Source organism: Lacrimispora sp. (assembly GCF_032078915.1).
GTDB lineage: Bacteria > Bacillota > Clostridia > Lachnospirales > Lachnospiraceae > Lacrimispora.
The window spans coordinates 58,179-81,854 of sequence record NZ_DAMAUN010000019.1; the positions used below are offsets into that span (position 1 = coordinate 58,179).

Annotated in this window: 23 protein-coding genes; 15 read left to right on the top strand and 8 right to left on the bottom strand. The window is 44.1% G+C overall.

The window, feature by feature from the left end; all coding sequences use genetic code 11:
* The first annotated feature begins 4 nt into the window (after window positions 1-4).
* On the top strand, window positions 5-2,029 hold the full coding sequence (locus tag RT269_RS10025; protein ID WP_313182302.1) for a heparinase II/III family protein: 2,025 nt from the start codon (window positions 5-7) through the stop codon (window positions 2,027-2,029).
* 347 nt (window positions 2,030-2,376) lie between these two features.
* On the opposite strand, the gene RT269_RS10030 is transcribed toward RT269_RS10025, so the two are convergent.
* The 4 genes from RT269_RS10030 to RT269_RS10045 form a co-directional block, all read right to left on the bottom strand.
* Window positions 2,377-2,688, bottom strand: coding sequence for a hypothetical protein (locus tag RT269_RS10030; RefSeq protein WP_313182303.1), 312 nt, complete (start codon window positions 2,686-2,688; stop codon window positions 2,377-2,379).
* A 9-nt stretch (window positions 2,689-2,697) separates the two neighbouring features.
* Window positions 2,698-3,960 (bottom strand): Y-family DNA polymerase, encoded by a 1,263-nt coding sequence (locus RT269_RS10035; RefSeq protein WP_313182304.1) that lies wholly within the window; start codon window positions 3,958-3,960, stop codon window positions 2,698-2,700.
* 234 nt (window positions 3,961-4,194) lie between these two features.
* The gene (locus RT269_RS10040) at window positions 4,195-4,776 is read right to left on the bottom strand and encodes a hypothetical protein (protein WP_313182305.1); all 582 of its coding nucleotides are present in this window, start codon (window positions 4,774-4,776) and stop codon (window positions 4,195-4,197) included.
* A gap of 83 nt (window positions 4,777-4,859) precedes the next feature.
* Complete coding sequence (locus tag RT269_RS10045; protein ID WP_313182307.1) at window positions 4,860-5,417, bottom strand: SOS response-associated peptidase; 558 nt, start codon at window positions 5,415-5,417, stop codon at window positions 4,860-4,862.
* Between the two features lie 265 nt (window positions 5,418-5,682).
* Here RT269_RS10045 and RT269_RS10050 point away from each other — a divergent pair, with 265 nt between their 5' ends.
* Window positions 5,683-6,111 carry a pyridoxamine 5'-phosphate oxidase family protein gene (locus RT269_RS10050; protein ID WP_313182308.1) on the top strand — a complete coding sequence of 143 codons (429 nt, stop codon included), beginning with the start codon at window positions 5,683-5,685 and terminating at the stop codon, window positions 6,109-6,111.
* A 98-nt stretch (window positions 6,112-6,209) separates the two neighbouring features.
* Here the strand turns inward: RT269_RS10050 and RT269_RS10055 are convergent, their stop codons facing one another.
* Window positions 6,210-6,965 carry a MerR family transcriptional regulator gene (locus RT269_RS10055; RefSeq protein WP_313182310.1) on the bottom strand — a complete coding sequence of 252 codons (756 nt, stop codon included), beginning with the start codon at window positions 6,963-6,965 and terminating at the stop codon, window positions 6,210-6,212.
* Between the two features lie 159 nt (window positions 6,966-7,124).
* On the opposite strand from RT269_RS10055, the gene RT269_RS10060 reads away from it, so the two are divergent.
* The 12 genes from RT269_RS10060 (at window position 7,125) to RT269_RS10115 (ending at window position 18,422) form a co-directional block, all read left to right on the top strand.
* A complete protein-coding gene (locus RT269_RS10060; protein WP_313182311.1) occupies window positions 7,125-8,546 on the top strand; it encodes an MDR family MFS transporter in 1,422 nt (473 codons plus the stop codon).
* 256 nt (window positions 8,547-8,802) lie between these two features.
* On the top strand, window positions 8,803-10,740 hold the full coding sequence (locus RT269_RS10065) for a fructose-1,6-bisphosphatase (RefSeq protein ID WP_313182313.1): 1,938 nt from the start codon (window positions 8,803-8,805) through the stop codon (window positions 10,738-10,740).
* 109 nt (window positions 10,741-10,849) lie between these two features.
* The gene (locus tag RT269_RS10070) at window positions 10,850-11,323 is read left to right on the top strand and encodes a DUF1700 domain-containing protein (RefSeq protein ID WP_313182314.1); all 474 of its coding nucleotides are present in this window, start codon (window positions 10,850-10,852) and stop codon (window positions 11,321-11,323) included.
* Window positions 11,324-11,518: 195 nt separating this feature from the next.
* Entirely contained in the window at window positions 11,519-12,211 is a 693-nt protein-coding gene (locus RT269_RS10075) for a C40 family peptidase (RefSeq protein WP_313182316.1), read from the top strand.
* A 132-nt stretch (window positions 12,212-12,343) separates the two neighbouring features.
* A complete protein-coding gene (locus RT269_RS10080) occupies window positions 12,344-13,075 on the top strand; it encodes a C40 family peptidase (RefSeq protein WP_313182318.1) in 732 nt (243 codons plus the stop codon).
* A 350-nt stretch (window positions 13,076-13,425) separates the two neighbouring features.
* Window positions 13,426-13,632 carry a hypothetical protein gene (locus RT269_RS10085; RefSeq protein ID WP_313182319.1) on the top strand — a complete coding sequence of 69 codons (207 nt, stop codon included), beginning with the start codon at window positions 13,426-13,428 and terminating at the stop codon, window positions 13,630-13,632.
* A 157-nt stretch (window positions 13,633-13,789) separates the two neighbouring features.
* On the top strand, window positions 13,790-14,098 hold the full coding sequence (locus RT269_RS10090; RefSeq protein WP_313182321.1) for a rhodanese-like domain-containing protein: 309 nt from the start codon (window positions 13,790-13,792) through the stop codon (window positions 14,096-14,098).
* 72 nt (window positions 14,099-14,170) lie between these two features.
* Window positions 14,171-14,719 (top strand): phosphodiesterase, encoded by a 549-nt coding sequence (yfcE, locus tag RT269_RS10095; protein ID WP_313182323.1) that lies wholly within the window; start codon window positions 14,171-14,173, stop codon window positions 14,717-14,719.
* Between the two features lies 1 nt (window position 14,720).
* Window positions 14,721-15,869, top strand: coding sequence for a class I SAM-dependent RNA methyltransferase (locus RT269_RS10100; RefSeq protein ID WP_331664128.1), 1,149 nt, complete (start codon window positions 14,721-14,723; stop codon window positions 15,867-15,869).
* Between the two features lie 39 nt (window positions 15,870-15,908).
* Entirely contained in the window at window positions 15,909-17,291 is a 1,383-nt protein-coding gene (locus RT269_RS10105) for a lectin like domain-containing protein (protein ID WP_313182325.1), read from the top strand.
* Between the two features lie 25 nt (window positions 17,292-17,316).
* A complete protein-coding gene (gene rdgB / locus RT269_RS10110; protein WP_313182327.1) occupies window positions 17,317-17,934 on the top strand; it encodes an RdgB/HAM1 family non-canonical purine NTP pyrophosphatase in 618 nt (205 codons plus the stop codon).
* The gene (locus tag RT269_RS10115) at window positions 17,931-18,422 is read left to right on the top strand and encodes a metallophosphoesterase family protein (protein ID WP_313182329.1); all 492 of its coding nucleotides are present in this window, start codon (window positions 17,931-17,933) and stop codon (window positions 18,420-18,422) included. Before rdgB ends, RT269_RS10115 begins: the two co-directional genes overlap by 4 nt.
* Window positions 18,423-18,574: 152 nt before the next feature.
* Here RT269_RS10115 and RT269_RS10120 read toward each other — a convergent pair whose 3' ends face one another.
* Window positions 18,575-19,972: a family 4 glycosyl hydrolase gene (locus RT269_RS10120; protein ID WP_313182330.1), complete on the bottom strand. Its 1,398-nt coding sequence runs from the start codon at window positions 19,970-19,972 to the stop codon at window positions 18,575-18,577.
* Between the two features lie 256 nt (window positions 19,973-20,228).
* Here RT269_RS10120 and RT269_RS10125 point away from each other — a divergent pair, with 256 nt between their 5' ends.
* Window positions 20,229-21,086 (top strand): helix-turn-helix domain-containing protein, encoded by an 858-nt coding sequence (locus RT269_RS10125; protein ID WP_313182332.1) that lies wholly within the window; start codon window positions 20,229-20,231, stop codon window positions 21,084-21,086.
* A gap of 108 nt (window positions 21,087-21,194) precedes the next feature.
* Here the strand turns inward: RT269_RS10125 and RT269_RS10130 are convergent, their stop codons facing one another.
* The gene (locus tag RT269_RS10130; RefSeq protein WP_313182337.1) at window positions 21,195-22,316 is read right to left on the bottom strand and encodes a glycoside hydrolase family 88 protein; all 1,122 of its coding nucleotides are present in this window, start codon (window positions 22,314-22,316) and stop codon (window positions 21,195-21,197) included.
* A gap of 28 nt (window positions 22,317-22,344) precedes the next feature.
* Window positions 22,345-23,676: response regulator transcription factor (locus tag RT269_RS10135; RefSeq protein ID WP_313182333.1), on the bottom strand; the 1,332-nt coding region annotated here is incomplete at its 5' end.

Below are 23,676 nucleotides of genomic sequence, written 5' to 3' on the forward strand. Positions count from 1 at the left end.
GGAAATGACAATAGAACAATATTTTGACAGACCGGATGCTTCTTATTTTGTCCCTGACCCGGAGAATTCAGCCTGTTATTGTAAAGAACATTGGAATGATGATGTGGAGCATATTTTCCGGATTGCAAATGAGGTATGTGAAAATACATTTCTGTTTGATTTAAACTGGGATATGGAGCGTACCTATGAACCTGTGTTTTTTTCCGGGGAAATTGACTGGAGCTATATGCCTTCCGGTGATCCGGAATTTGTCTGGCAGTTTAACAGACACAGGTTTTTCATTTGTCTGGGGCAGGCCTGGCAGATGACAGGAGATGAAACGTATGTAACATGCTTTCTGAGGCTAATGAATGATTGGATAGACAGGGTTCCCCTTGATGAAAAGACAGTGATGGGACCGTGGCGCCTGTTGGAAACAGGGCTTCGGGGAGAGACATGGACGAAAGCGATCCGCTATTTTAAAGACAGCAGCTTAATTACAGAGGACTTTTTAGACCGATTTGCAGAATCACTGCGGCTCCATGCCAGAAGACTGGTGGAAAAGGGCGGAGACGAAAGACTGCAGAGCAATTGGTGCATCCTTGAAAACAGCGGGCTTTTTGAGATCGCAATGGGACTTCCTCAGAGCGATGAAACAAAAGAATGGGCGTCCATTGCTCTGGAGAGGATCTATAAGTCCGTAAAGGTGCAGATTTACAAAGACGGCAGCCAGTGGGAGCAATCCCCTATGTATCACAATGAAGTATATCATTGCCTGTGCTGTGTGATTTTCCTTGCAAGAGCGAACGGGATATCACTTAAGCCGGATTTGGAGGATGCGGTTCATCGCATGGCACTGGCAAATGTTATCTGGAAAAAACCAGACAGCCATCAGTTTACTCATGGAGATTCTGATGATACCGATTTACGGGATAAAATCACAATGGGAGCCTGGTTATTCCAGGATCCTGTCTTAAAATGGGGCGGTTATGAGCTTATGGATTATGAAGGAGCCTGGGACTTTGGAAGCAATGCCTGCGCTGACTATGCCTTTCTTCCTGCAAAAGAACCGGATTTTATATCAGCATGCCTGGAGAACAGTGGAAATTATTATTTAAGGGAAAGCTGGAACCGGAATTCCAATCTTCTTCATTTTACCTGCGGGGCAATGAGCACCGGCCATTGCCATGGGGATAAAATGCATGTGGATTTAGTTGTGAACGGAGAAGATGTACTGGTTGATGGCGGCAGAGCAACCTATATGAACGTTCCTCTTCGTTTTACTTTGAAAGACAATCCAGGCCATAATACCACAACCGTAGATGGGGAATCCTTTACTGCATTTGAAGATTCCTGGTATACAAATAAGCTTTCTCTTCCTGTAAACAGAACATACAGAGCGGGAGAGATCGCAGAATTTGTCCAGGGAGGTCATCTGGGATATATAAAAAAGGGTATCTTTGTGAATCGGCGTATCGTCTGGATCAAACCAGATATTTATCTGATTCATGACCAGTTTTACGCAGAAGGAAAACATGAATACAGGCAGTATTTCCATTTCGCACCGGAAGGAAAGGTTTTCACAGAAGTAAATTCAGTGACTTTCCAGGGAAAAGAAACCAGAGTATTTTTAAACTTTCTGACAAAAGATGCCATACTTGAAAGCAACAGGGGAGTGAACTCAAGGCATTACAATCAGTGGGAAGAAAATGAAGTAGTTACTGCAGTTTTGAAAAAGAAGGGATTTGCCAGTATGATTACGGTCATAAACGGCGGGACTTCTTCGGCAGCAGAACCGGCTAAAGTGAAGGCTGTGGAGACATACAGCCACACACTTCATAAACCACTGACAGAGAGCGAAGCTCAGGCCGTGAAAATCACAGTCGGAAATCGAAGCTATGTTGTAATTCTCTGCAATGATGAAGTCCTCCATACTTCCGATGCTGTCATAGCAGAAGAATGTTTTGCTACAGGAAATGTCTGTGTATTCAATGTTAGTGACAGGAAAGAAGGAGAAAGGCTTTATGCCGGGGAAGTGCTCCATGTATAATTGATTGTGGGAGTGTTGCTCCATGGCTGAATTTTAGCCATGAGTAATGCGCCCTCTTTCTTTATAAGCCGTTAAACAAGGCCTGGCCTGGAACCTGATTTTCACATCTCGTCTATTGATACCATAAAGTATAGTATAACGTTACTTAGAAGGGAGGGAAATATATGTGTTGCTTTAACAGAGGCTGCCGGAGAAATTGCAGATGTAATTTTTGTAATGGCTTTTTTGGATGTAACAGATGTAACTGGTGGTGGTAATAATCACTAAAGGATAGCAGGGTACTGCAGGATCCGGGACTATCAGTGTAAATAATACAGGTGGGTACCCGGGATTCCGGCCCCACCTATTTATATTATCATGACCCATTTACAGGATTCCATATAAAAGATCAGTTTAAATTCTCTTTTCAGGCCCCCAATGATTGCATCACATTGAAATTCTTTTGATGCAATTCCGTTATAATTTTTATCTTCTGAACATTTTATGATTATTTCAGATACTGTTTGTATGATACCATCATCGCCTTCAAACTTAAGACTTAAAGGCCTGGGGCTGCAGCTGGCGGTGAACCATACCTTGCAGGCGACATGATACATTTTACCTTGCGGTTCTTTGCTGTTAATATCCTTTGCATTAGTCCCAATTCCAAATACTCCCATATCTGTCACCTACAATATCTGTTGTTTGCTGTAGTCTACGGTCCGTTTCTCCCGGCTGATTCCGCCGCTCATGTGATCGACTGCTTTATCATTTAAAAAGCTTGCTCTTTTAATTGAGTCAATTCCAAAACGCTTTCTGATTTCATCCACTGCTTTATCCAGCCGCTCCATTTTTTCATAATCTACTTTATCGAATATATTTAATTGACGGCTGTTCTCTGTGGTTACATGGCTTGTATGGATCCCTAGATGACGGATAGGAATCTTATTCCACATCTCATCAAATATCTGGCAGGCGGTTTCATAGATTTCATAAGTGATATTTGTTGGCGTATCAAGGGTTCTTTGATGACCATAATATACAAAGTTATAGTCCTTTATTCCCACGGAAATCACACTGATTTTCACGTTGTCCTCTCTTAATCTGGCAGATACGGTCTCTGCCAATGATAACAGTACTAACCTGGCGGTGCTTGCATCCACTAAATCAAATGCAGTGGTTGTACTATTCCCATAACCTTTATTCGGCGGGGGAGCAGGTTCCACTGCTGTAACATCGATTCCGTTTGCAAAAGACCATATGACCTCTCCATACTTGCCAAAATGACTTTTAATAATTGATAAATCAGTCTGTGCCAATTCTCCTATGGTCCTGATTCCCAGATTCCGTAATTTCTGAAAGGTTGCCCTGCCCACGAAAAATAATTCTTTTACAGATAATGGCCACATTTTTTCTTTTATTTCACTTAGCCACAGCGTATGCACTTTGTCAGGCTTTTTAAAGTCGGATGCCATCTTGGCCAGGACTTTATTGTTTGAAACTCCAATGTTTACGGTAAAGCCAAGTTCTTTGTGTATACGTTCTTTTATATCATTTGCAGTCTGATAAGGATCTTCAAACAGGACTTCAGTACCAGTCATATCCATAAAAGCCTCATCAATGGAATACTGCTCCACAATAGGAGAATATTGTTTCAGGATATGAATAAATGCAGATGAAGATTTCTGGTAGAGGTTGTAGTTTGGGGGAACTAAAACCAGGTCAGGGCACTTTCTTAGTGCCTCAGTCACGGACTCCCCGGTTTTTATATGATACTTCTTTGCCGGTACGCTTTTGGCAAGTATAATACCATGCCTTTTTGTAGTATCTCCGCCAACCGCTGACGGTATATCCCGCAAATCTAAAGTTCCTCCCAAATGATGGATTCGATATGCTGCTTCCCAACTTAGAAAGGCGGAGTTTACATCGATATGAAATATGACATTATTCATGGAATCACCTCGGCTATATTATAATCGAATATATGTTCGATTAATAGTGGAAATAAAAGGGAGGGGTAAAAGGGAGGGGTAAAAGGGAGGACAAAAAAACAGCAGGCTGACTGAAACCTGCTGATATCATTAAGTAAAATTTATATTACCGATAGCAAAAGACGCTTTCGATAGCCGGATGGACGGGCTAAAAACAGCTCTTTTATCGAAACCTGCTTCGCAAGTTCCCATAAGCTATAATATTTGAATATGGAAAGCAACTGCTTGATATGGGATAACCTCAGTTTGAATTTCGGAATGGATCACGTTTACTAATAAACCAGGGTAAAGTGTACGGAAAGGAACAGGGTAGCCATTTTTATCGCGAACGGTAGCCTTAGTGGCAATATGAAATTCTATCTGATCACCGGGATTATCAGGATCGTAAGTATAGAAAAGAAAATCATCGATGTCCACTACTGTGATTTGAGCTGTGGTAGAATCAAATGATGGCTGACCGTATTCTCTTGCGACAATTAAATAAGCGTTAGCTTGTGGCGGAATGCGCCATTCCATGATCGGTGAAAATAAGGCGTCCACCACCATGCCTTCTTCGATGTCACATAAGCATATATGCTGACCGGATGGATTCAGAACATCTGTGTAAAAGCTTGCATTAAGCCTTAAGGGTTCGGATATCGTTTCATTTTGTACAGACTGGGAGTAGATAATGTCTATATATCCGGTGACTCTGCTGCGGGTAAAAACCTCTGTAACCATTGCATTATTAACTTGCAGGATTCGTCCCATTTGCGTGATTGTACCTAAATCATTCATGTGCATTTGGCCTCTTAGAGATTTTATATAATGGTTCTATTATATGCATGGGTTTTTAAAATTGCTATGGTTGAGCTGGTCCTTTATATAGCCTTATAATGTATTTCATTAATTGCCTGATTCATTGTACTAATTGGGTTATGTCCATAAAGCCATTCGTCATGGCTTTTTTGGGGGAGAATTACCGGCATTCTGTCATGAATAAATGAAATGCCGGACCAGGCCGGACGAGTCAGGATAACGAAAGAGGAGTCTCCTGTTTGTAAGTCTGTTTTTGACAGTCCCGCCATCCATACCGGACTCTTTTCCGGAGCCATCAGGGCATACTTCACCTTTTGCTTTCCCCGGCGTTCCCATTCAAAATACCAGCTTGCAGGGACCAGGCAGCGTCCCTCCATCATCGGGCGCCGAAACATATTTTTCTCCGCTGCCGTTTCGCTTCGGGCATTAATTATCTCACCTTTGCCGTCATATTTAGGAAATCCCCAGCGCATTGCTTTCATGATTCCATCCGGGGATAAAACAGGTGCAAGGTCAGTCGGGAATATTTCTCCGGTTTTTATAGCAGTTTTTCTCTCTACTTCGGCAACAATAGAACGTAATTCGCTGTCATCAATTTCAATGTAATATCTGCCGCACATGTTATTTAACCACCTTTCCAATTGAACTTTGATAAATCAGGATTGAAGAGATTATATCACTTACTGTATGCAGCATCAAGGTGTGCTTTATAAGCATAATGAAAATTTAGCCTTATGAAGCAGGGGCGGGGATTGGGAATATCCGATTGACGATTGATAATTGGTAGTTTTTTAACAATATGATATTATTAAAGTAGGAACATGACATACTGTTGTCTTAATTGATGTGATATATTTGTTTCAAATAAAAAAACAGGAGGCAAATATGATGAATGAAGAAGTTATTACCAGAGCCGGAGAAATTATTGCAAGAAAGACCGGTGGAGGAAACGAGGGATATTGCGTATTGGCATTGATTGATAAAGATGGTTATCCGACCGCCTCCACGATATCCGCATCAAAGGCAGAAGGTATCAGCTGGGTCACATTCTGCACTGGACTTGGAAGCAATAAATCCGATCGCATTAAACAATGCAATCTCGCCAGTGTTTGTTTTAACGGAATAGACCACAATATCACCCTGGTGGGTACAATAGAAATATTAACCGGTGCGGATATAAAAAAAGAGATGTGGTACAAGGGGCTTGAAGAAAATTTCGAGGGACCGGAAGATCCCAATTACTGTGTGTTGCGTTTTAAGACAGAACATTACAATCTGTTTGTTGATTGGAAGGAAGCAAAAGGGACATTATAAGAGGATTTTGATTGGCTTAAAGGACTGCCGGCCAAATGGCAGTCCTTTTGTCAAATGGCCGCGGGAAACAGAGCCATAGATATGACATGGCAGCGGAACTATAGATAGACATGCTCAACAGCAGCGCTTACAAACTCTGCAAGTCCCGGAATCTTTTTATCTATTTTATCCTTATACTCCAGATACGACTGGCCAATTTCGTGAAAATCCATATCATTGTTTGGATTCAGTATTCCGATAAACTCTCTTAGCAATCCGACCGCCTCCTTTGCGGCCAGGCTGTCCGGACCATCCATCATGGCGTCACAAAACCTTTGGTAAACATCGTTGCCAAGCGTAATTAGTCCGCCCAAATCAAGATTCATCATAAATGCAACTTTTTTTGTAATAGATTCTTTATTGAGAGCTGTAAAGTTTTTAGCTAATGGCAGAAAAAAATTGTTTTCAAATAATACATGAAGCTCCTTTGCATATGCCTTCGCAATTGAATTAATTCGGTTTTTATCAAAATCCCGAAGCATGGAAATATCAAACTCATCGTTTAAGACACGGTCCACGGAATGGATCATATTCTGTAATTGAGCAACCTTTTCCGAAAGAATTTGCTTATGCTGCAGCAATACCTCTTTTTCCATCTCTTTTGGATTCTCAAGCAGTGACCGGATGCCGCTTAGAGAAATGCCAATCTCTTTATAAAATAGAATGCTCCACAACCGGCGCAAGCTCTCGTCGTCATATTGGCGGTAGCCCGATTCTTTCACCGAGCTTGGCGGCAGCAATCCGATTTCATCATAATATTGCAAAGTGCGGCGGCTTACGCCGGAGAGCTTGCTCACTTCATTTACACTTTTCATTGCCTTTCCCTCCTTATAAAAAATAAAATTTTTCAATATGAAAAAAAGCATTTGACTCGAACGTTACGTGATAGATTATACTGCATTATAAATAAAGAACGGCGCTTTGTAAAGTAAAAAATGTGAGCACAAAACGCTGTGTACAAGGAGAGTTTATTTATGATGAGTAAAAATAAGAAGGCTCCGGAACTTGAGCCGATTCCAAAGAACGTCATGAACATTGCTTGGATTTTAGTGCTTGGAGCAGTTATGCCGCTGCTTGATTCAACAATGGTCAATATTGCCATCAAGCACTTGAGTAATGATTTCAGTATCGGACTTGATTTAATTCAATGGGTAATTACGGGTTACGTGTTATCTATGGCAATTTCAGTCCCCCTTGCTGGTTGGATGGTTCAGCGTTTCAACGGCAAATGGCTAATGATTGGTGCTAATATAGTCTTCTTAGGGGCTTCAATTGCCTCGGGATTAAGCGGCAGTATCCATTCACTGATTATTTTCCGGATTATTCAAGGCTTCGGTGCCGGCTTTATTATAACATTGGTGACTACTTTGTGTGTTGAAATCGCCGGAAGGGATCGAATGGGACGTTTGATGTCGACCATTGGCATCCCAACGGTCTTAGGTCCGATCCTTGGCCCGGTTATTGGGGCTGTGATTGTTCAATTCTTATCATGGCGTTACATTTTCTTTGTCAACATACCAATTGGTATTCTTGCCATCATTTTGATGACTTTGAAGTTGCCTGACTTCACGCCGGCTAACATGAAAGCCAAATTCGATTTTATTGGTATCATTTTATTGGGTGCCAGTTCCGCCGCCTTGATTTATGGGATCACGAAAGCAGCGAAAAGTGCTGCATTTAACAACAGCACGACGATTGGTTATGTTGTTGCAGGAATCGCAATTTTAGCTGTTTACATGATATATGCTGCTGTTAAAAAGGAACAGGCAATTCTCCCATTACACCTGTTTAAGCTGAAAAATTTCAGCGCTGTCATGATTGGCTTGTTCCTTGCAGGGATTGCCACCAACGGTCCAATGCTGTTATTGCCTTTATTTTTCCAAAACATTAAGGGCTTCTCAGTTTTGAGCGCCGGACTGATCCTCATTCCCCAAGGGGTCGGTATGTTAATTGCCCGTCCATTGATTGGTAAGCTGACTGATCGATTGGGAGCGCGTAATGTTGTCTTGGCAAGTTTGACATTAGCCATGGTTGGCACGATTCCATTTGTCTTCTTCAATGAGGCATCTTCACTCATTGCTGTGAGTATCGCTTTGTTTGTTCGGGGTATAGGTATCGGTGGTATTACCATTCCAATGATGACTGATGCATACACTGGTATGGTCAAACAGGAAATCGCACAAGCCAGTGTCGGTACCCGGCTCATGCAAAATATTGGCGGTGCGTTTGGCTCCGCAGTACTTGCAACGGTCGTCAGCCTTTCAATTCAAGGGAAAGAACCAACGGTTCCGCTCATGACCACTGCTTACCACAATGGTTTTACGTTAGCCTTAACCCTTTGTTTGGTATTGCTCATTCCAGCTTTGTTCTTAACGAACAAAAAACAGGCGCATTGAAAGTAAACAGAGGTATAATAACCGGATTCGCCGGCCTGAATGGAACCGGGAAATCATCGGAGAAAAACAGATAATTTTGAAGCTGCCGGCTATGGTGTTTAAGCCGGCAGCTTTCTTTTAGTATGGAATCAAATCAAGGGAAGCCCTGGACCCACGGGGACTGCCTCGCTAAAAAGGGTTTTAAATTGAAATCTTTTATGTTACTATAGCTCTATAGAAATGCAGCAGCATCGCTTCAGGGAGAAGGGGAGGTATTATGAGAAGTTTGGCGTATTTAAAACTGATGGCCAGGGAGTATCCGACGATTAAGGCTGCTTCCAGCGAGATCATCAACCTTACGGCCATACAGGGCTTACCAAAGGGAACCGAATATTTTTTCAGTGACTTACATGGTGAGCATGAGGCATTTGTCCATTTATTAAAAAGTGCCTCAGGCGTTATCCGTGAGAAAATCACGGAAACTTTCAGCCACATCATACCAGAGAAAGAAGAAGTGGCGTTAGCCAATTTAATTTACTATCCGGAGCGGATCTTGAATCAGCTGGAGCTTAAGGGCCTGGCAGACGGAGACTGGCAGAGAGTGACCATTTACCGGCTGGTACAGATTTGTAAGGTGGTTTCATCAAAGTACACCAGATCCAAGGTGAGGAAGAAAATGCCCCCGGAGTTTGCCTACATCATAGATGAGCTGCTTCATGTGGATTATAATGATGATAATAAACGTGTATACTATAATGAGATCATACGGTCCATCATTGACATCAGGGTGGGAGATAAGTTCATCATAGCCTTATGCGAGCTGATCCAGAATCTGACCATTGACAGCCTGCATATTATCGGAGATATTTTCGACCGCGGTCCAAGGGCTGATATTATTATGGATGAACTGCTGCAATTTCATGACGTTGATATCCAGTGGGGCAATCATGATATTTCCTGGATGGGAGCCGCCACCGGGAATCTGGCCTGTATCTGCAACGTACTGCGTATCGCCATCAGCTATAACAGCTTTGATGTGCTGGAGGACGGATACGGCATTAACCTGCGTCCCTTATCCATGTTTGCGGCCAGGATTTACAGAGAGGATCCCTGCGATCGGTTTGTTCCCCAGATCCTTGATGAAAACATCTATGACGCGGTGGATCCGGGGTTGGCGGCAAAGATGCACAAGGCCATTGCCATCATTCAGTTTAAGGTAGAAGGCCAGATCATAAAACGCCATCCGGAATATGAGATGAGTGACCGGATCCTGATTGAGTCCATTGACTTTGAACGGGGCGTTGTGACCGTAGAGGGTAAGGAATATCCAATGCTTGATAAATTCTTCCCAACGGTAGACCCTAAGGAACCATTAAAGCTGAGCAAGGAGGAAGGAGAGCTTCTCCATACCCTTCAGCTTTCTTTCATGCATAACGAGCTTCTTCATAAGCATATTCGTTTTCTGTATTCTCATGGAAGCATGTACAAATGTTACAATTCAAACCTCCTCTACCATGGCTGTATTCCCATGAGGGAGGACGGCTCCTTTGAAGAGATCGTGGTGGATCACCAGGCTTACTCTGGAAAGGCGTTAATGGATTACGTGGACCGGAAGGTTCAAAATGCATATTTTATGCCGGAGGGTTCTGCGGAGAGTGAGGATGCCAGGGATTTCATGTGGTATCTGTGGTGCGGAGCCAAATCTCCGGTTTACGGCAAGGGGAAGATGACGACCTTTGAACATTATTTTATCGAAGATCCTTCTGCCCACAAGGAGCCTATGAACCCTTATTACAGGCTTAGCATGAAGGAAGAGTCCTGTGATAAGATATTGGAAGAATTCGGCCTTCCTAAAAAAGGTTCCCACATCATCAACGGTCACGTTCCAGTAAAAATAAAGGAAGGGGAATCGCCGGTGAAGGCAAGAGGCAAGCTGTTCCTTATAGATGGAGGGCTGTCAAAGGCCTACCAGACTAAGACAGGAATCGCAGGCTATACACTGATTTATAACTCCAACCATCTGGCACTTGCGGAGCACAAGCCCTTTGATCCGAATAAGGAAAGCACACCAAGGGTTTCGGTCGTTGAGAACATGAAGAACCGGGTCATGGTGGCGGATACGGATAAAGGCGCGGAGCTGGCGGAGCGGATTGCAGATTTAAAGGAACTGGTGGCGGCATACCGGGATGGCGTAATTAAGGAGAAGGTAGAGTAGTCTGTCATATTATGAAATTTTAAGAATTTTTTCAGAGAAGGTTTCTTTACGAAATCCCTGTCGGATGATACAATAATCAAAGCTATTTACTTAATTGAAGGAGGCTCAGATGAGCAGACAGGAGTTTTTACAGCGCTTAAGGGAGGCTTTATCAGGTGAAGTTTCTGGAAGCGTAATTGAAGAAAATATCAGGTACTATGAAGAATATATCGGCACGGAAGTGAGAAATGGTTCTACGGAAGAGGCGGTCATAGCCTCCATCGGCGATCCAAGACTGATTGCCAAGACTATTTTAGAGGCCAGCGAGAATGCAAAGAGCAGCGGATCCGGCAGAACTTTTTATGAATCCTACTCTGGCGCGGACCGGAATGTGTATGAAGATCCGGGTAATTCCGGACGCCGTATGCATTACATTGACTTGAGTAAATGGTACTGGAAGCTTTTGGGAGTTACGGTTCTCATCTTATTTTTCTTTCTGATTGCCAGCATTGTTACAGGGATTTTCAGCCTTCTGATGCCTATTATGGGCCCCTTGCTTTTGGTATTCCTCATTGTCTGGTTTGTAAGAGGAACGAAACGATAAAGTCAAATAAATTTAACAAGTCCGTGGAAATATTACAAAACTGTGACGGCAGTTATGACGCATAAAGCGCCATGACTGCCGTTTTTGCTTGACAAACTCGAGGAATAAGTATATAATTCGAAATGTAACAATTATGTAACATATTAACGAAGTATTGCGGGAACGACAGAAAAACGTAAAAACAGGAGATTTGATATGAAGAATAAAATGTGGAAAGCGATGGGCCTTTTAGGGATTTTAGCCAGCTTAAGCGGGACTCCCCAGATAGAGGTGAAAGCAGCGGAAATTGCTGTAGAAACCAGCACAACACTTTATGCGAAGATGGATATGCCTGTGTCTGTCAGAGAAGCTGCTGATAAGTCGGGAACGGCTCTTTCCCAGGCAGGGGAAGGCCAGACTTATGAAGTGGTTGAATCCCCAAGGGATGGCTGGATTAAAATAAAGACTCCGGAAGGAGAAGGTTACATACAAAGCAGTGCTGCGACCCTGATTGAGAAGACTCAGGAAAAGGTGGACAAGTCTGTAATGCAGCGCCAGAAAATTGTAGATTATGCGCTTCAGTTTGTGGGCGGACGCTATGTCTACGGAGGAGTCAATCCCAAAACAGGAGTGGATTGTTCCGGATTTACCAGCTATGTGTTAAGGAATGCGGCTGGTGTAAGCTTAAGCCATAGCTCTAGGTCTCAGGCAGGAGAAGGCCGCAGCGTCAGCTACGAGGATGCCCGTGCAGGGGATCTGGTATTTTATGGAAAAAATGGATCCATTAACCATGTTGCCTTATACATGGGAGACGGCCGTGTAGTCCACGCTTCCACAGAAAAGACCGGAATTATCGTAACAAACGTCATGTATCGCAAACCTGTGAAATTTGTCCGGGTTTTAAACTAAAATATTTTTAAATTCGTGCACTTTTAAATAATACTTGACGAAAAGATAAAATAATTGTATAATAACCGTAATGAATTTAATACTTATGTAACATTTGAAAATCAAAAAGTAAAAATAGGAGCAAATTTCCCGATGATAAACAAAGCATGGAAAACGTTAGGGCTTATGGCTTTTTGCGGAGCAATGGTAATAGCAGTTCCTTCAGATGTAAGAGCAGATGAAATTTCCGGTCCAGGACTCAGTTATGGGAACTATATGGTGACCGTTGATGCAGATAATGTAACGATCAGCAAGGATGAAGCTGGTAAGGAAGCGCTTATGACCGCTTCCAAAGGGTCCGCCTTTGAAGTTGTACAGGATATGGGCGGCGGATATATGAAGGTTAAGATCAATGATACATATGGCTATATGCCAGTAGAAGGCAATGCAACCGTATCTTTAACCGATGAAGAAACACTGGCTGCATTAGAAGTTAAGACTCAGGCAGAGGCAGTTGTTAATTTCAGACAAAGCATTGTTAATTACGCTCTTCAGTTTGTAGGCGGACGTTATGCCTATGGCGGCAGCGATCCGCGCACCGGAGTAGACTGCTCCGGATTTACCAGATATGTGATGCAGCATGCAGCTGGCCTTACTTTAAATCGCTCCTCAGGTGGACAGGCTTCCCAGGGAAGAGCAGTCGGCGCAGATCAGATGCGTCCGGGCGATTTGATTTTTTATGGAAGCGGATCATCCATAAACCACGTTGCCATGTATATCGGTAATGGACAAGTAGTGCATTCATCAACTTATAGTACAGGTATTAAGACTTCTCCGTGGAATTATCGGGCACCTGTAAAAATCGTCAACGTTCTTGGCGATTAATGAAATAGCGGATAACCGGATTTTGGAAGGGATATAAGACCCTCGGCATTTTATGCCGGGGGTCTTTTGATGCTTATGGTCAGTAAAAAGAGAAACAGCCGGAATAGGGGAGCTATTTCGGCTGCTTCTGAGGGGAGTATAAATAATTAATAAGGATGAGGGGAAAACCCCTCATTTTGATTATAATATAGCTGTGATAAAAATGCAAAGTATTTTTACAAAATATGGCCGCATTTTCGAATAATATATTATTTCTTCTTTAATTTTAAAATAAAAAAACAATTGTATAATATTTTGCAAACCTGCCATACTAACGATGTAACGAAAAACGCTGACAGGAGGTATTTATTATGTCTAAGAATAACTACAATGATATGGAGAACTCCAGGAACTCCCAGAACAACAATCAGAACAACAATCAGAACAACAATCAGAACAGCAATCAGAACAACAATCAGAACAACAATCAGAACAACAATCAGAATAACAGCCGCAACTCCAGCAGAGACAGCAGCCGTGATTCCAGCAAAGACAACAACCGTAACAGATTCAACTAATAACGGAAGTTGATCTAATTGTTCTTGAGAAAAGGCGCGGGAAAGTGACAAAGAGGTCCTTTCCTGCGTTTTTTTGTTGAAATCTTCCTGTTTCCATATGATTTTCGCAAACCTGAAAATATGGAATATATTATTACTAGAAAGGACAGGTGATAATATGTTCAGGACCATACCGATTTGGGAAATCGATCACTATATCGATTACTATAGTGATATTATGATAATAGATCTTCGCAGTCAATCGTCCTACAGGCAGTCCCATATTCGGGGAGCGGTAAATTTGCCATATGAAAATATGGATCGTTGGGCGGGCAGCTTGCCAAAGGATAAACTTTTGATTATTTACTGTTCCAGGGGCGGACAAAGCATGATAGTCTGCAGAAATTTGGAGCAGTCTGGATATAATGTAGTCAATATAGCCAATGGAATCACTTATTACAAAGGAAAATATATGGTTCGCGGATAGGTAAATTCATTGACAGAAATACCCCGCTAGCCTTAAAATATACCTATTAAATACAAAAGGAGAAAATAACCTATGAAATATATGATTGCTTCCGACATTCATGGTTCTGCCTATTTTTGCAGGAAGCTGTTAGATGTATATAAAACTTCCGGAGCCGGCAGGCTGATCCTGTTAGGAGATATTCTTTATCATGGCCCCAGAAATGACCTTCCAAGGGAATATGCCCCTAAAGAGGTGATTTCCATGCTAAATGACTGCAAAGACCAGATCTATAGTGTAAGGGGAAACTGTGACACAGAAGTGGATCAGATGGTACTGGAATTTCCTATTCTTGGGGATTATGCCCTGCTTGCCGTCTCCGGCCTGACAATCTATGCCACCCATGGTCACATTTACAATCAGGAAAACCTGCCTCCGGTACAAAAGGGAGATATCTTGCTTCATGGACACACTCATATCCTGGCAGCGGAGCGTTTTGGAGACATTACCATATTAAATCCAGGCTCTGTGTCCATTCCAAAGGGCGGTAATCCTCCTACTTACGGTATGCTGGAGGATAAGGTGTTCCGTGTCATGGATTTTGACGGGAATGTAATAAAAGAGATGAACTTAGGAGAATAAAGTGAAAAAAACATTTGAGCTGATCGCACCCTGCCATTTCGGCATGGAAGCGGTTTTAAAAAGAGAGATCACGGATCTCGGTTATGACATTGCATCAGTAGAAGACGGAAGGGTTACCTTTATTGGAGATGATGAGGCTATCTGTCGTGGGAATGTGTTTCTTCGTACGGCAGAAAGAGTTTTGCTAAAGGTGGGATGCTTTCATGCAGAATCCTTTGAAGAGCTTTTTCAGGGTACCAAGGCAATTTGCTGGGAAGATTTTATACCTCAGGATGGGAAATTCTGGGTGGCAAAAGCTTCCTCAATTAAAAGTAAATTATTCAGCCCCTCAGACATCCAGTCTATCATGAAGAAAGCCATGGTGGAACGGTTAAAAGGGGCTTATGGTGTAGAGTGGTTTCCGGAGACCGGAAGCAGCTATGCTCTGCGGGTATTCCTTCATAAGGATGAAGTGACCGTTGGCATCGATACCACTGGAGATTCTCTCCATAAGAGAGGATACCGTACATTAACCAGCAAGGCTCCGATCACGGAAACCCTTGCTGCGGCCCTTATTATGCTGACTCCATGGAACAAGGACCGGATCCTTGTGGATCCTTTCTGCGGAAGCGGGACCTTTGTGATCGAAGCGGCTATGATGGCGGCCAACATGGCCCCAGGCATGAACCGTTCCTTCCTTGCCGAGGACTGGAAAAACCTGATTCCAAGAAAGTGCTGGTATGAGACAATGGATGAGGCAAACGACCTTCTGGATTCAAATGTCAAGGTGGATATACAGGGCTATGACATAGACGGTGAGATTGTAAAGGCTGCCAGAGCTAATGCAGAGTCAGCCGGAGTGGATCACATGATCCACTTTCAGCAAAGACCCTTAACTGCCTTAAGTCATCCCAAAAAGTACGGTTTTATTATTACGAATCCCCCTTATGGAGAACGAATTGAGGAAAAGAAGAATTTACCGGAGCTGTACCGGCAGATTGGAGAACGGTATAAGGCTCTTGATGCCTGGTCCCTGTACATGATCACTGCCTACGAGGAAGCTGAGAAATACATCGGCAGAAAGGCGGATAAAAACCGGAAAATTTATAATGGTATGATGAAAACCTATTTCTATCAGTTTATGGGGCCAAAGCCCCCAAGGCTTCGATGAGCCAAAGGCGAATCGGACTTTCTTAAAAAGGAGCTTCGGTTGAAGAATAAAGGATGGTTTTTCCTATTTCTGATGATCATCTGTTTTTCTGCAGGATACCGGATTCCCAGTCCGGAAATTATTCCTGTGAATATAGCAGACCAGGATTACTTAAAAGAGCCGGGAAGTGCTCAGGCGGACAGCCGGAGGGTGTCATCGGAATCGGAAATTATAAATGCGCAGCTCCCGGCCTTTTATGATGGGAGAAAGGAAGGCCGGGTTCCCTCTGTGAAAAACCAGGGTTCCATTGGAACCTGTTGGGCTTTTGCCTCTCTGCAGGCCCTGGAAGCAGCCCTGCTTCCAGGTGAAAGCTATGAATTTTCGGAAGACCATATGTCTTTGAATAATGGGTTTTGCATTCCCCAGGAAGAGGGCGGGGAATATACCATGTCCATGGCCTATCTGCTGTCATGGAGAGGACCGGTATTGGAAGCAGACGACCCATACGGCGACGGTATCTCCCCCGATGGCTTAAAAGCGGTAAAGCATGTTCAGGAGATTCAGATCCTGCCAGATAAAGATTTCAGGAAAATCAAACAGGCGGTTCTTATGTATGGCGGAGTTCAAAGTGCCCTTTATACTTCCCTTGCGGAAGGGGACATCCGGTCAGAGTCCTATAATGAGGAGGCCTATGCTTATTGCTACACTGGTACAGAGCCTCCGAACCATGATTCTGTGATCATAGGCTGGGACGATGCTTATCCGAAGGAGAACTTTCATGGGGAAGTTCAGGAAGATGGGGCATTTATCTGTATGAACAGTTGGGGAGATGGATTCGGAGACCAGGGATATTTTTATGTATCCTATTATGATTTCAATATTGGAAGGAATAACATTGTTTATACGGTTGTGGAAGATACGGACAATTATGACCACATTTATCAGTCGGATCTCCGGGGCTGGGTCGGCCAGCTGGGATATGGAGAAGATACCGTATGGTTTTCTAATGTTTACGAGGCCGGAACCTCCCAGAGCCTTGAAGCGGCAGGCTTCTATGCAACAGGTCCCCACACTTCCTATGAGGTTTACGTGGTTCGTCATGCGGGGATAGAATCCGATATTTTGGAAGGTCAGGATTTTGAGCGGAAGGTTCTTCTTTCCAAGGGAAGCTTTGACTATGGAGGATACTATACGGTGCCTCTTATGGGAAATCATCGGGAAGATTTAGAGCTTTCCCCAGGGGAACGCTTTGCGGTTATCGTAAAGATTACTACGCCGGATGCAGTTCACCCTGCGGCCATTGAGTATGATGCGGGAGATGGACGTACCTTTGTCAATGTGGCAGATGGAGAAGGCTATATCAGTGCTGATGGCATGACATGGGAACGGGCCGAAGAGAAAAGGTGTAACCTGTGTTTAAAGGCATACACAAAAGACCGGTGAAAACGTTTTATGGAGGACGGAATAGATGAACGATAAAAAGATCGTATTTGCCACAGGAAATGAAGGCAAAATGCGGGAGATCAGGGAGATCCTAAAAGACTTAGGAATGGAGATCCTCTCCATGAAAGAGGCCGGTGCAAGCCTTGATATTGTGGAAGATGGAGCTACTTTTGGGAAAAACGCGGAGATAAAGGCCAGGGCAGTGTGGAAAAGAACCGGAGGAATCGTGCTTGCAGATGATTCCGGCCTGGTTGTGGACTGCTTAAATGGAGAGCCTGGGATCCTTTCTGCCAGATATATGGGAGAGGACACTTCCTATGAGATCAAAAATCAGAATATCCTCGACAGAGCTGCCCATGCAAAGGGCGGAGAAAGAAGCGCCCGTTTTGTCTGCAATATCGCCGCAGTGCTGCCTGATGGAACAGTGCTCCATACGGAAGAATCCATGGAAGGGCTTCTGGCTGACCAGCCTGCCGGAAAGGAAGGCTTTGGCTATGATCCCATCCTCTATATACCGGAATTCGGAGTAACCAGCGCCCAGCTTACCATGGAACAAAAGAATAAAATCAGCCATCGCGGAAAGGCTCTGGAGGCCATGAAAGGCCGGCTTAAAGAAACTTTTACAGGAGGGAGAGAATCATGAAAATACTGATTGTCAGTGATACGCACCGCAAAGATGAGAGTTTACATAAGATCATTGCAGAAACCGAATCGCTGGACATGCTGATCCACCTGGGAGACTCGGAAGGCAGCGAAGACAAAATAGCGGGCTGGGTTCCCGCAGGCTGTGAGCTTCAGATGGTTCTTGGCAACAATGACTTTTTCTCGGATTTAGAACGGGAGAGGGAAGTGGTAATAGGGAAGTACCGGGTTTTGCTGACCCATGGTCATTATTATAATGTATCCCTTGGGGTTGAGCGCCTGGAGCAGGAAGCGGCGGACAGAGGAATTGATATTGCTATGTACGGCCATACCCACAGGCCTTTTTATGAGGTACATAACGGGATCACGATCTTAAACCCGGGCAGCCTTTCTTATCCCAGGCAGGAAGGGAGAAAGCCATCCTACATGATTATGGAGATCGATGAGCAGGGGGAGGCACATTTTACCCTGAAATTTCTGGAGAAATAAACGCCTGTTTAAGTAAAAAGCCGGATTACCCAAGAAAAACTGGGGGAATGGCTCAGAATAGAATAAGAAGCTGCTGCAAAAGGAGAATCTGTATCAGATATAGTATCTGATGTTTGATTAGCTTTTTGCAGCAGCTTCTTATTTTTATAATACTATTTCCAGCCCTCCGGCAGATAAGCCAGGGTGTTTTTGATCATGTCGTCTGCCAGTTTTTTGATTTCTTCTTCTTTGGCCCGGTCTTTTACGAGAGGATCGTTTAAGAAGGCTTCGTATACCAGGGAGCGGTCATGAGTGAGAGCGGCTTTAAGGATCCGCTGATGGTTGGCAACATGCGGCTCGATCAGTTCAAGGACTTTTTCCGGAATGGCACCAGCCACCACCGGTTTAATGCTGTCACGGCTGAACAAGGCGTTGGTTTCAACCACGGCTTCTGCCGGCAGGTTAGGAATTTGCAAGAAGGAATTGGGGATATTGACATTGCTCACTGTTTTTTCAAGTCCGCATAAGGCTTTGATCAGAAGGATTCCTTCTTCTCCTGATGCTTTCAGTTCAATTTCCTCTTCGCCCCCTGCAAGACGGTGGCTCTTAGCTAAACGGTTCGTCAAATCCTCTTTTCGCCAGGCAACGGTAGTGAGGCCGAATTTCCAGCTTTTCACGGTCTCCGGGTCTTTTAAGTATTCGCCTCCAGGCATGAATTCTGCAAGATGGCGGTCACCGGCAGCAGCGATCAGGCCATAGCGGCGGAAAAGATCAAACTTTACCCTGTGAGCGCATTCGAAGCTGTTGTTTGCCCAGTTCTTATCTGGTTCGTTGTAGCCTTCCTGGTAGTGAGCATCAATATAATCACGGTAAACAGGGAATAAGTCGATTCCCTTGTAGGAAGCCTGGTCAAACCAGGTGAAATGATTGATTCCCAAAACATTTACATTGATGTCCCGGCGGTCAACGTTTTCAAAGCCAAAGGTTTCTTCACAGATTCCCTTTAAAACCTTCTGGGTGCCGAATACCTCATGGCAGCAGCCGAAAGCCTTGATCTCAGGGAATACGTGGTAGAGAGTCTTTACGCAAAGGGACATTGGATTCGTGTAGTTGATGATCCAGGCATTTGGTGAATATTCTTTTATGGCTTCTGCGATGGTCACAAACATCGGGATGGTGCGGAGGGCACGAACCATTCCTCCAGGACCGGCGGTATCACCTACGGACTGGTAGATGCCAAGCCGTTCAGGAAGATGAACGTCTGAATCCATCTCATCAAAGGTTCCGGGGAGAATGGAGATGACTGCAAAGTCACAGCCCGTTAAAGCTTCCTTTAAGGAGGCGGCGGTGACGTAATTCCATTTTCCAGTGGTGTCCTCTCTGTTTGTCAGTTTGTTGCCGATGATTTCATTATTTTTTGCGGCTGTCTCATCGATGTCATATAAACGGATCGTTCCGCTTAAGGAATCGTCCATGGACAGATCCGTCATAAAGGTCCAGGCCCAGCCTCTGGAGCCGCCTCCGATATAGGCGATATTAATATCGCTGACTTTGTTGTCTGCATAGTTCATAAGGGTTTCCTCCTGTTAAAAGATTAATTTTATAAAAGGTTTCTTGGACATTGCTGCAAGTTCATATTAGTTATATTAAGAAAACAATAGGATGTTTTCTTAATCAGATGGACGGGCGAAAAGCAGCCCTTTTATCTATGCTTGCATTGCAAGAGAAGATAAGTTATATTATAATGGATTATAGTATTAGAAATCTTATATAATTGGGGCTTTTTTTAATAAAATCATACTTTTGGCTACTATTTTGGAGGCTGAGATGGAAAAAACCATATTTTCGGAAAGCATGGAGGGAATCACCATTGATGAGGTGGTCCGGGACCAGGAATATTCCATGACAATGAAGCATTTTCATGATACCTACGAACTTTATTTTCTTCTGGAAGGGGAACGTTACTATTTCATCGAAAAAGAAACCTATTATGTGAAAACAGGGGATGTAGTTTTGGTGAATCGGGAACAGGTCCATAAGACGAGCCAGGCTGGAAGCAGGAGACATGACAGGATCCTTCTCCAGCTAAGCGGGAGAGTCCTTGAACCATGGCTTAAGCAGGCAGGGGTCTCTTCCCTTGAGAAGCTGTTTGGAGATTATTATGGAGTGGCAAGGCTTTCCCAGGCGGAATGGGAAGAAATGAAGGAGCTGTTGCTGGGGATTTCAGAGGAACTGATACACCGGAGAGAACGGTATGAGATAATGGTAAGGCTGAAGCTTTCCCAGATTTTACTGATGGTCTACCGAAGCAGGAAGAAGACCGTACTTAAGGAGATGCCCCCGACGGTTCAGACTGCAAAGCATGGAAAGGTGCATGAGGTGGCGGAATATTTAACACTTCACTGCGAGACAGGAGAGAGCTTAGAGGAATTGGCAGAGTCTTTTTTTATCAGCAAATCCTATTTAAGCAGAATCTTTCGGGAGGTGACCGGGTTTTCAGTAAATGAATACAGGAACCTGGCCAGAGTGAGAAAGGCGAAAGAACTTCTGACAAACAGTGGGTATTCTATTACGGAAATATCAGAAATTCTTGGATTTGAAAGTATTACCTATTTTGAGCGGGTATTTAAGAAGCATACGGATGTGACGCCGTTAAAATACAGAAAGGATGGGGGAGAGGCCTAGTGACATAAGAGGCAGCAGAGAAGGTTTATGAAAAGGCATAAAAAGAAGGAACATGGCAAGAGCACAGCCATGTTCCTTCTTTTCTTTCCGGGCAGCATTGCCGAAGGGTTATTCCTTTTCCAGAGCTTCGCACAGAGCGGTCAGGGCAAGAGCCTGTCCATAGGCCATGGGCATGATGGCGATGTTCTTATAATGGTCGGAATCCATGCCGATTCCGGTTCCTGCCGATACATTTAACACAGTTCCATCTTCAGAAATATTGGCGCAAATGGCTTCAATGGCCCGGTCGGCCGCAGCCTTATAGGAACCGTCAAGTATTCCTGCCTTCACCCCTCTTAAAAGTCCCGCGGCAATGGCGGCAGAGCCGGAGACTTCGCTGTAGCTTAAATCATCGGTGAGAACGGTGTTCCACAGTCCTGATGGGGACTGAAGGCGTAAAAGGGCGGAGGCCTGGGATTTGAAGGTGTCAGTCAGGAAAGCCTTCACCCCATTATCTAAGCCGTCCCCGCAGGTATCTATATATTCCATGATCCCGTAGGTAAACCAGGAGTTCCCTCTGCACCAGAAGATGCCTCCGAAGTTATCCATGCGCTCAAAGCTGAAGCCGTGGTGGAAGAGGCCGGTCTGTTTATCAAAGAGATATTTGATGTGGACCAGGAACTGATGAAGCGCTTCGTCTTTCCAAAGAGCGTTTTTTGATATGCATCCCATTCTGTTTAAGAAAAGCACGGACATGAACAGAGTGTCGACCCAGATCTGTCCGTTGTTTAAACTCACGCCATCCCGGTCTCCGATGGCGCTGGTCACATGCTGGAATCCGTTGTCCGGAGTTTTTGGGAGGCCGTTGATGAGCCAGTCCGCCCTCTGAACGCACAGATCGTAAAATTCCTCCGGATTGCCAAGGCCTTCGTATAGAAAGGACAGGGGTAGAAATGGAGCGGTGGTATTGATGTTTTTAGAAGGAAGCCCCTTTTTCTGGTGGCCGCTGTACCATCGCTCAAAGAAGGGAAGATACCGGCTGTCTCCGTAAAATTCCTGGAGTTTATATAAGCCATATAGTCCGACTCCCTGAGGCCAGTCCCACTCCTCGATGCCAAAATCTCTTTGGATAAGCCCTTTTTTTGTATCAGTGCTGCTGACGCTCTTGTCTTTGTCATAGTCATATCCTCCAAGATTCATCAGCTTCTCCACAACCAAATTGATTTTTTCAAGTAGCTGTTCGTTTGTCATCATTATTTTTCTCCTTTTCCATGCATGCTTAATGTTTGTTTTTCAGCTTTTCTATATATTCGGTCGGCGGGTAGCCGGTATACCGCTTGAATACCTGACTGAAGTACTGGGGATTGCTGCCGAATCCTACCTGACGGGCAATGTGCTTTATGTTATCATTCTGATAATAGGTCATCAGCCGGATGGCTTCCTCCATCCGCTCCTTGTTTAAGTAATCGGAAAAACGCATCCCCTCTTCCTTTACGAACTGCTTGCTTAAGTATCCTATGCTTACGAAAAGATAATTCTCGGCCAGCCACTTTAAAGAGAGATTTTCAGAGTACAGATGTTCTCTGATGTAGGCTTTTAATAGGGCGATGTTGGAGACGGTCTTATGAGGTCCGCATGCGGTGTCTTTCCGGACCAATACCACACGAAGAAGCTCCCGGATCCCGGATACCGTATCACAGGAGTAGAGCCGCCGGAAGAAATCACAGGCGGCGTCTACAGGAAACTTTTCCCGTTCCGGCCCTATCTGAAGGAATAATCCTAATGCAAGGTTTCTGGCGGTAGATAAAGGAATGGAGTCCATAAAGACGGAGCCAAGGAGTTCCTCAGCCTGTACCATATCCTCTGCAGAGGTGATAGAGTTCTCAAGCCTGCTGATCATCCAGGGGGAAGCGATATGGTTTCTGATTTCATGGACATCTCCTCCTTCACTGAAGAGAAGAATCCGTTCAAAACGGGAAATCTTCTGAATGATATCCTGAAAAAGCTTTTCAGATGAATCCCTGTGAAGGAATTCTGCCTCAAAAGTAACGGACTGACCGGGATACCGGAGCCCGGTTATGGCACTTTCGATCCGTTCCTGTATTGCCAGAGTAAAAGCCGGGAATATAAGGACCGCAGTGTTTTTTACATAAATAATGGAGAACTGCAGGGGAACCTTGGAAGCATCTAAAAGCTTTTTGACGTCACAAATAAAGTTTTTAATATAGTTTTCTTCCACAAAGGAACAGATACAGGCATAAATGCAGTTCTTCGGAAGGGATAAAAGGCCCTGGTATTTACGGAATACGGCCGGAAAGGAATCCTGGTGCTCCAATGCCTCCATAATAAAGCTCTGCTCCAGGGGGAAATGAAGGCTTCTTAAGAAATCCTGCTGCTGCATCTTCCTGCTTTCATCCTCCTGAAGGCGTTCCTTCCTTATGGAAACCAGAGATTCGATCAGCTCATTTTTATCTGTTGGTTTTAAAAGATAATAACGGACCCCGTATTTCATGGCCTGTTTGGCATATTCAAAATCATTGTACCCGGAAAGGAGAATAAAGGTAATATGGGAATCTGATTTTATGGAACGTTCAATAAGGTCCAGGCCGTT

Coding starts and splice junctions, on each gene's coding strand:
- RT269_RS10025 (WP_313182302.1), top strand. CDS start 5: ATGACAATAGAACAATATTTTGACAGACCGGATGCTTCTTATTTTGTC.
- RT269_RS10050 (WP_313182308.1), top strand. CDS start 5,683: ATGATGAATGAAGAAGTTATTACCAGAGCCGGAGAAATTATTGCAAGA.
- RT269_RS10060 (WP_313182311.1), top strand. CDS start 7,125: ATGATGAGTAAAAATAAGAAGGCTCCGGAACTTGAGCCGATTCCAAAG.
- RT269_RS10130 (WP_313182337.1), bottom strand. CDS start 22,316: ATGACAAACGAACAGCTACTTGAAAAAATCAATTTGGTTGTGGAGAAG.
- RT269_RS10090 (WP_313182321.1), top strand. CDS start 13,790: ATGTTCAGGACCATACCGATTTGGGAAATCGATCACTATATCGATTAC.
- RT269_RS10080 (WP_313182318.1), top strand. CDS start 12,344: ATGATAAACAAAGCATGGAAAACGTTAGGGCTTATGGCTTTTTGCGGA.
- RT269_RS10035 (WP_313182304.1), bottom strand. CDS start 3,960: ATGAATAATGTCATATTTCATATCGATGTAAACTCCGCCTTTCTAAGT.
- RT269_RS10030 (WP_313182303.1), bottom strand. CDS start 2,688: ATGGGAGTATTTGGAATTGGGACTAATGCAAAGGATATTAACAGCAAA.
- rdgB (WP_313182327.1), top strand. CDS start 17,317: ATGAACGATAAAAAGATCGTATTTGCCACAGGAAATGAAGGCAAAATG.
- RT269_RS10115 (WP_313182329.1), top strand. CDS start 17,931: ATGAAAATACTGATTGTCAGTGATACGCACCGCAAAGATGAGAGTTTA.
- RT269_RS10055 (WP_313182310.1), bottom strand. CDS start 6,965: ATGAAAAGTGTAAATGAAGTGAGCAAGCTCTCCGGCGTAAGCCGCCGC.
- RT269_RS10070 (WP_313182314.1), top strand. CDS start 10,850: ATGAGCAGACAGGAGTTTTTACAGCGCTTAAGGGAGGCTTTATCAGGT.
- RT269_RS10065 (WP_313182313.1), top strand. CDS start 8,803: ATGAGAAGTTTGGCGTATTTAAAACTGATGGCCAGGGAGTATCCGACG.
- RT269_RS10045 (WP_313182307.1), bottom strand. CDS start 5,417: ATGTGCGGCAGATATTACATTGAAATTGATGACAGCGAATTACGTTCT.
- RT269_RS10085 (WP_313182319.1), top strand. CDS start 13,426: ATGTCTAAGAATAACTACAATGATATGGAGAACTCCAGGAACTCCCAG.
- RT269_RS10120 (WP_313182330.1), bottom strand. CDS start 19,972: ATGAACTATGCAGACAACAAAGTCAGCGATATTAATATCGCCTATATC.
- yfcE (WP_313182323.1), top strand. CDS start 14,171: ATGAAATATATGATTGCTTCCGACATTCATGGTTCTGCCTATTTTTGC.
- RT269_RS10040 (WP_313182305.1), bottom strand. CDS start 4,776: ATGAATGATTTAGGTACAATCACGCAAATGGGACGAATCCTGCAAGTT.
- RT269_RS10125 (WP_313182332.1), top strand. CDS start 20,229: ATGGAAAAAACCATATTTTCGGAAAGCATGGAGGGAATCACCATTGAT.
- RT269_RS10075 (WP_313182316.1), top strand. CDS start 11,519: ATGAAGAATAAAATGTGGAAAGCGATGGGCCTTTTAGGGATTTTAGCC.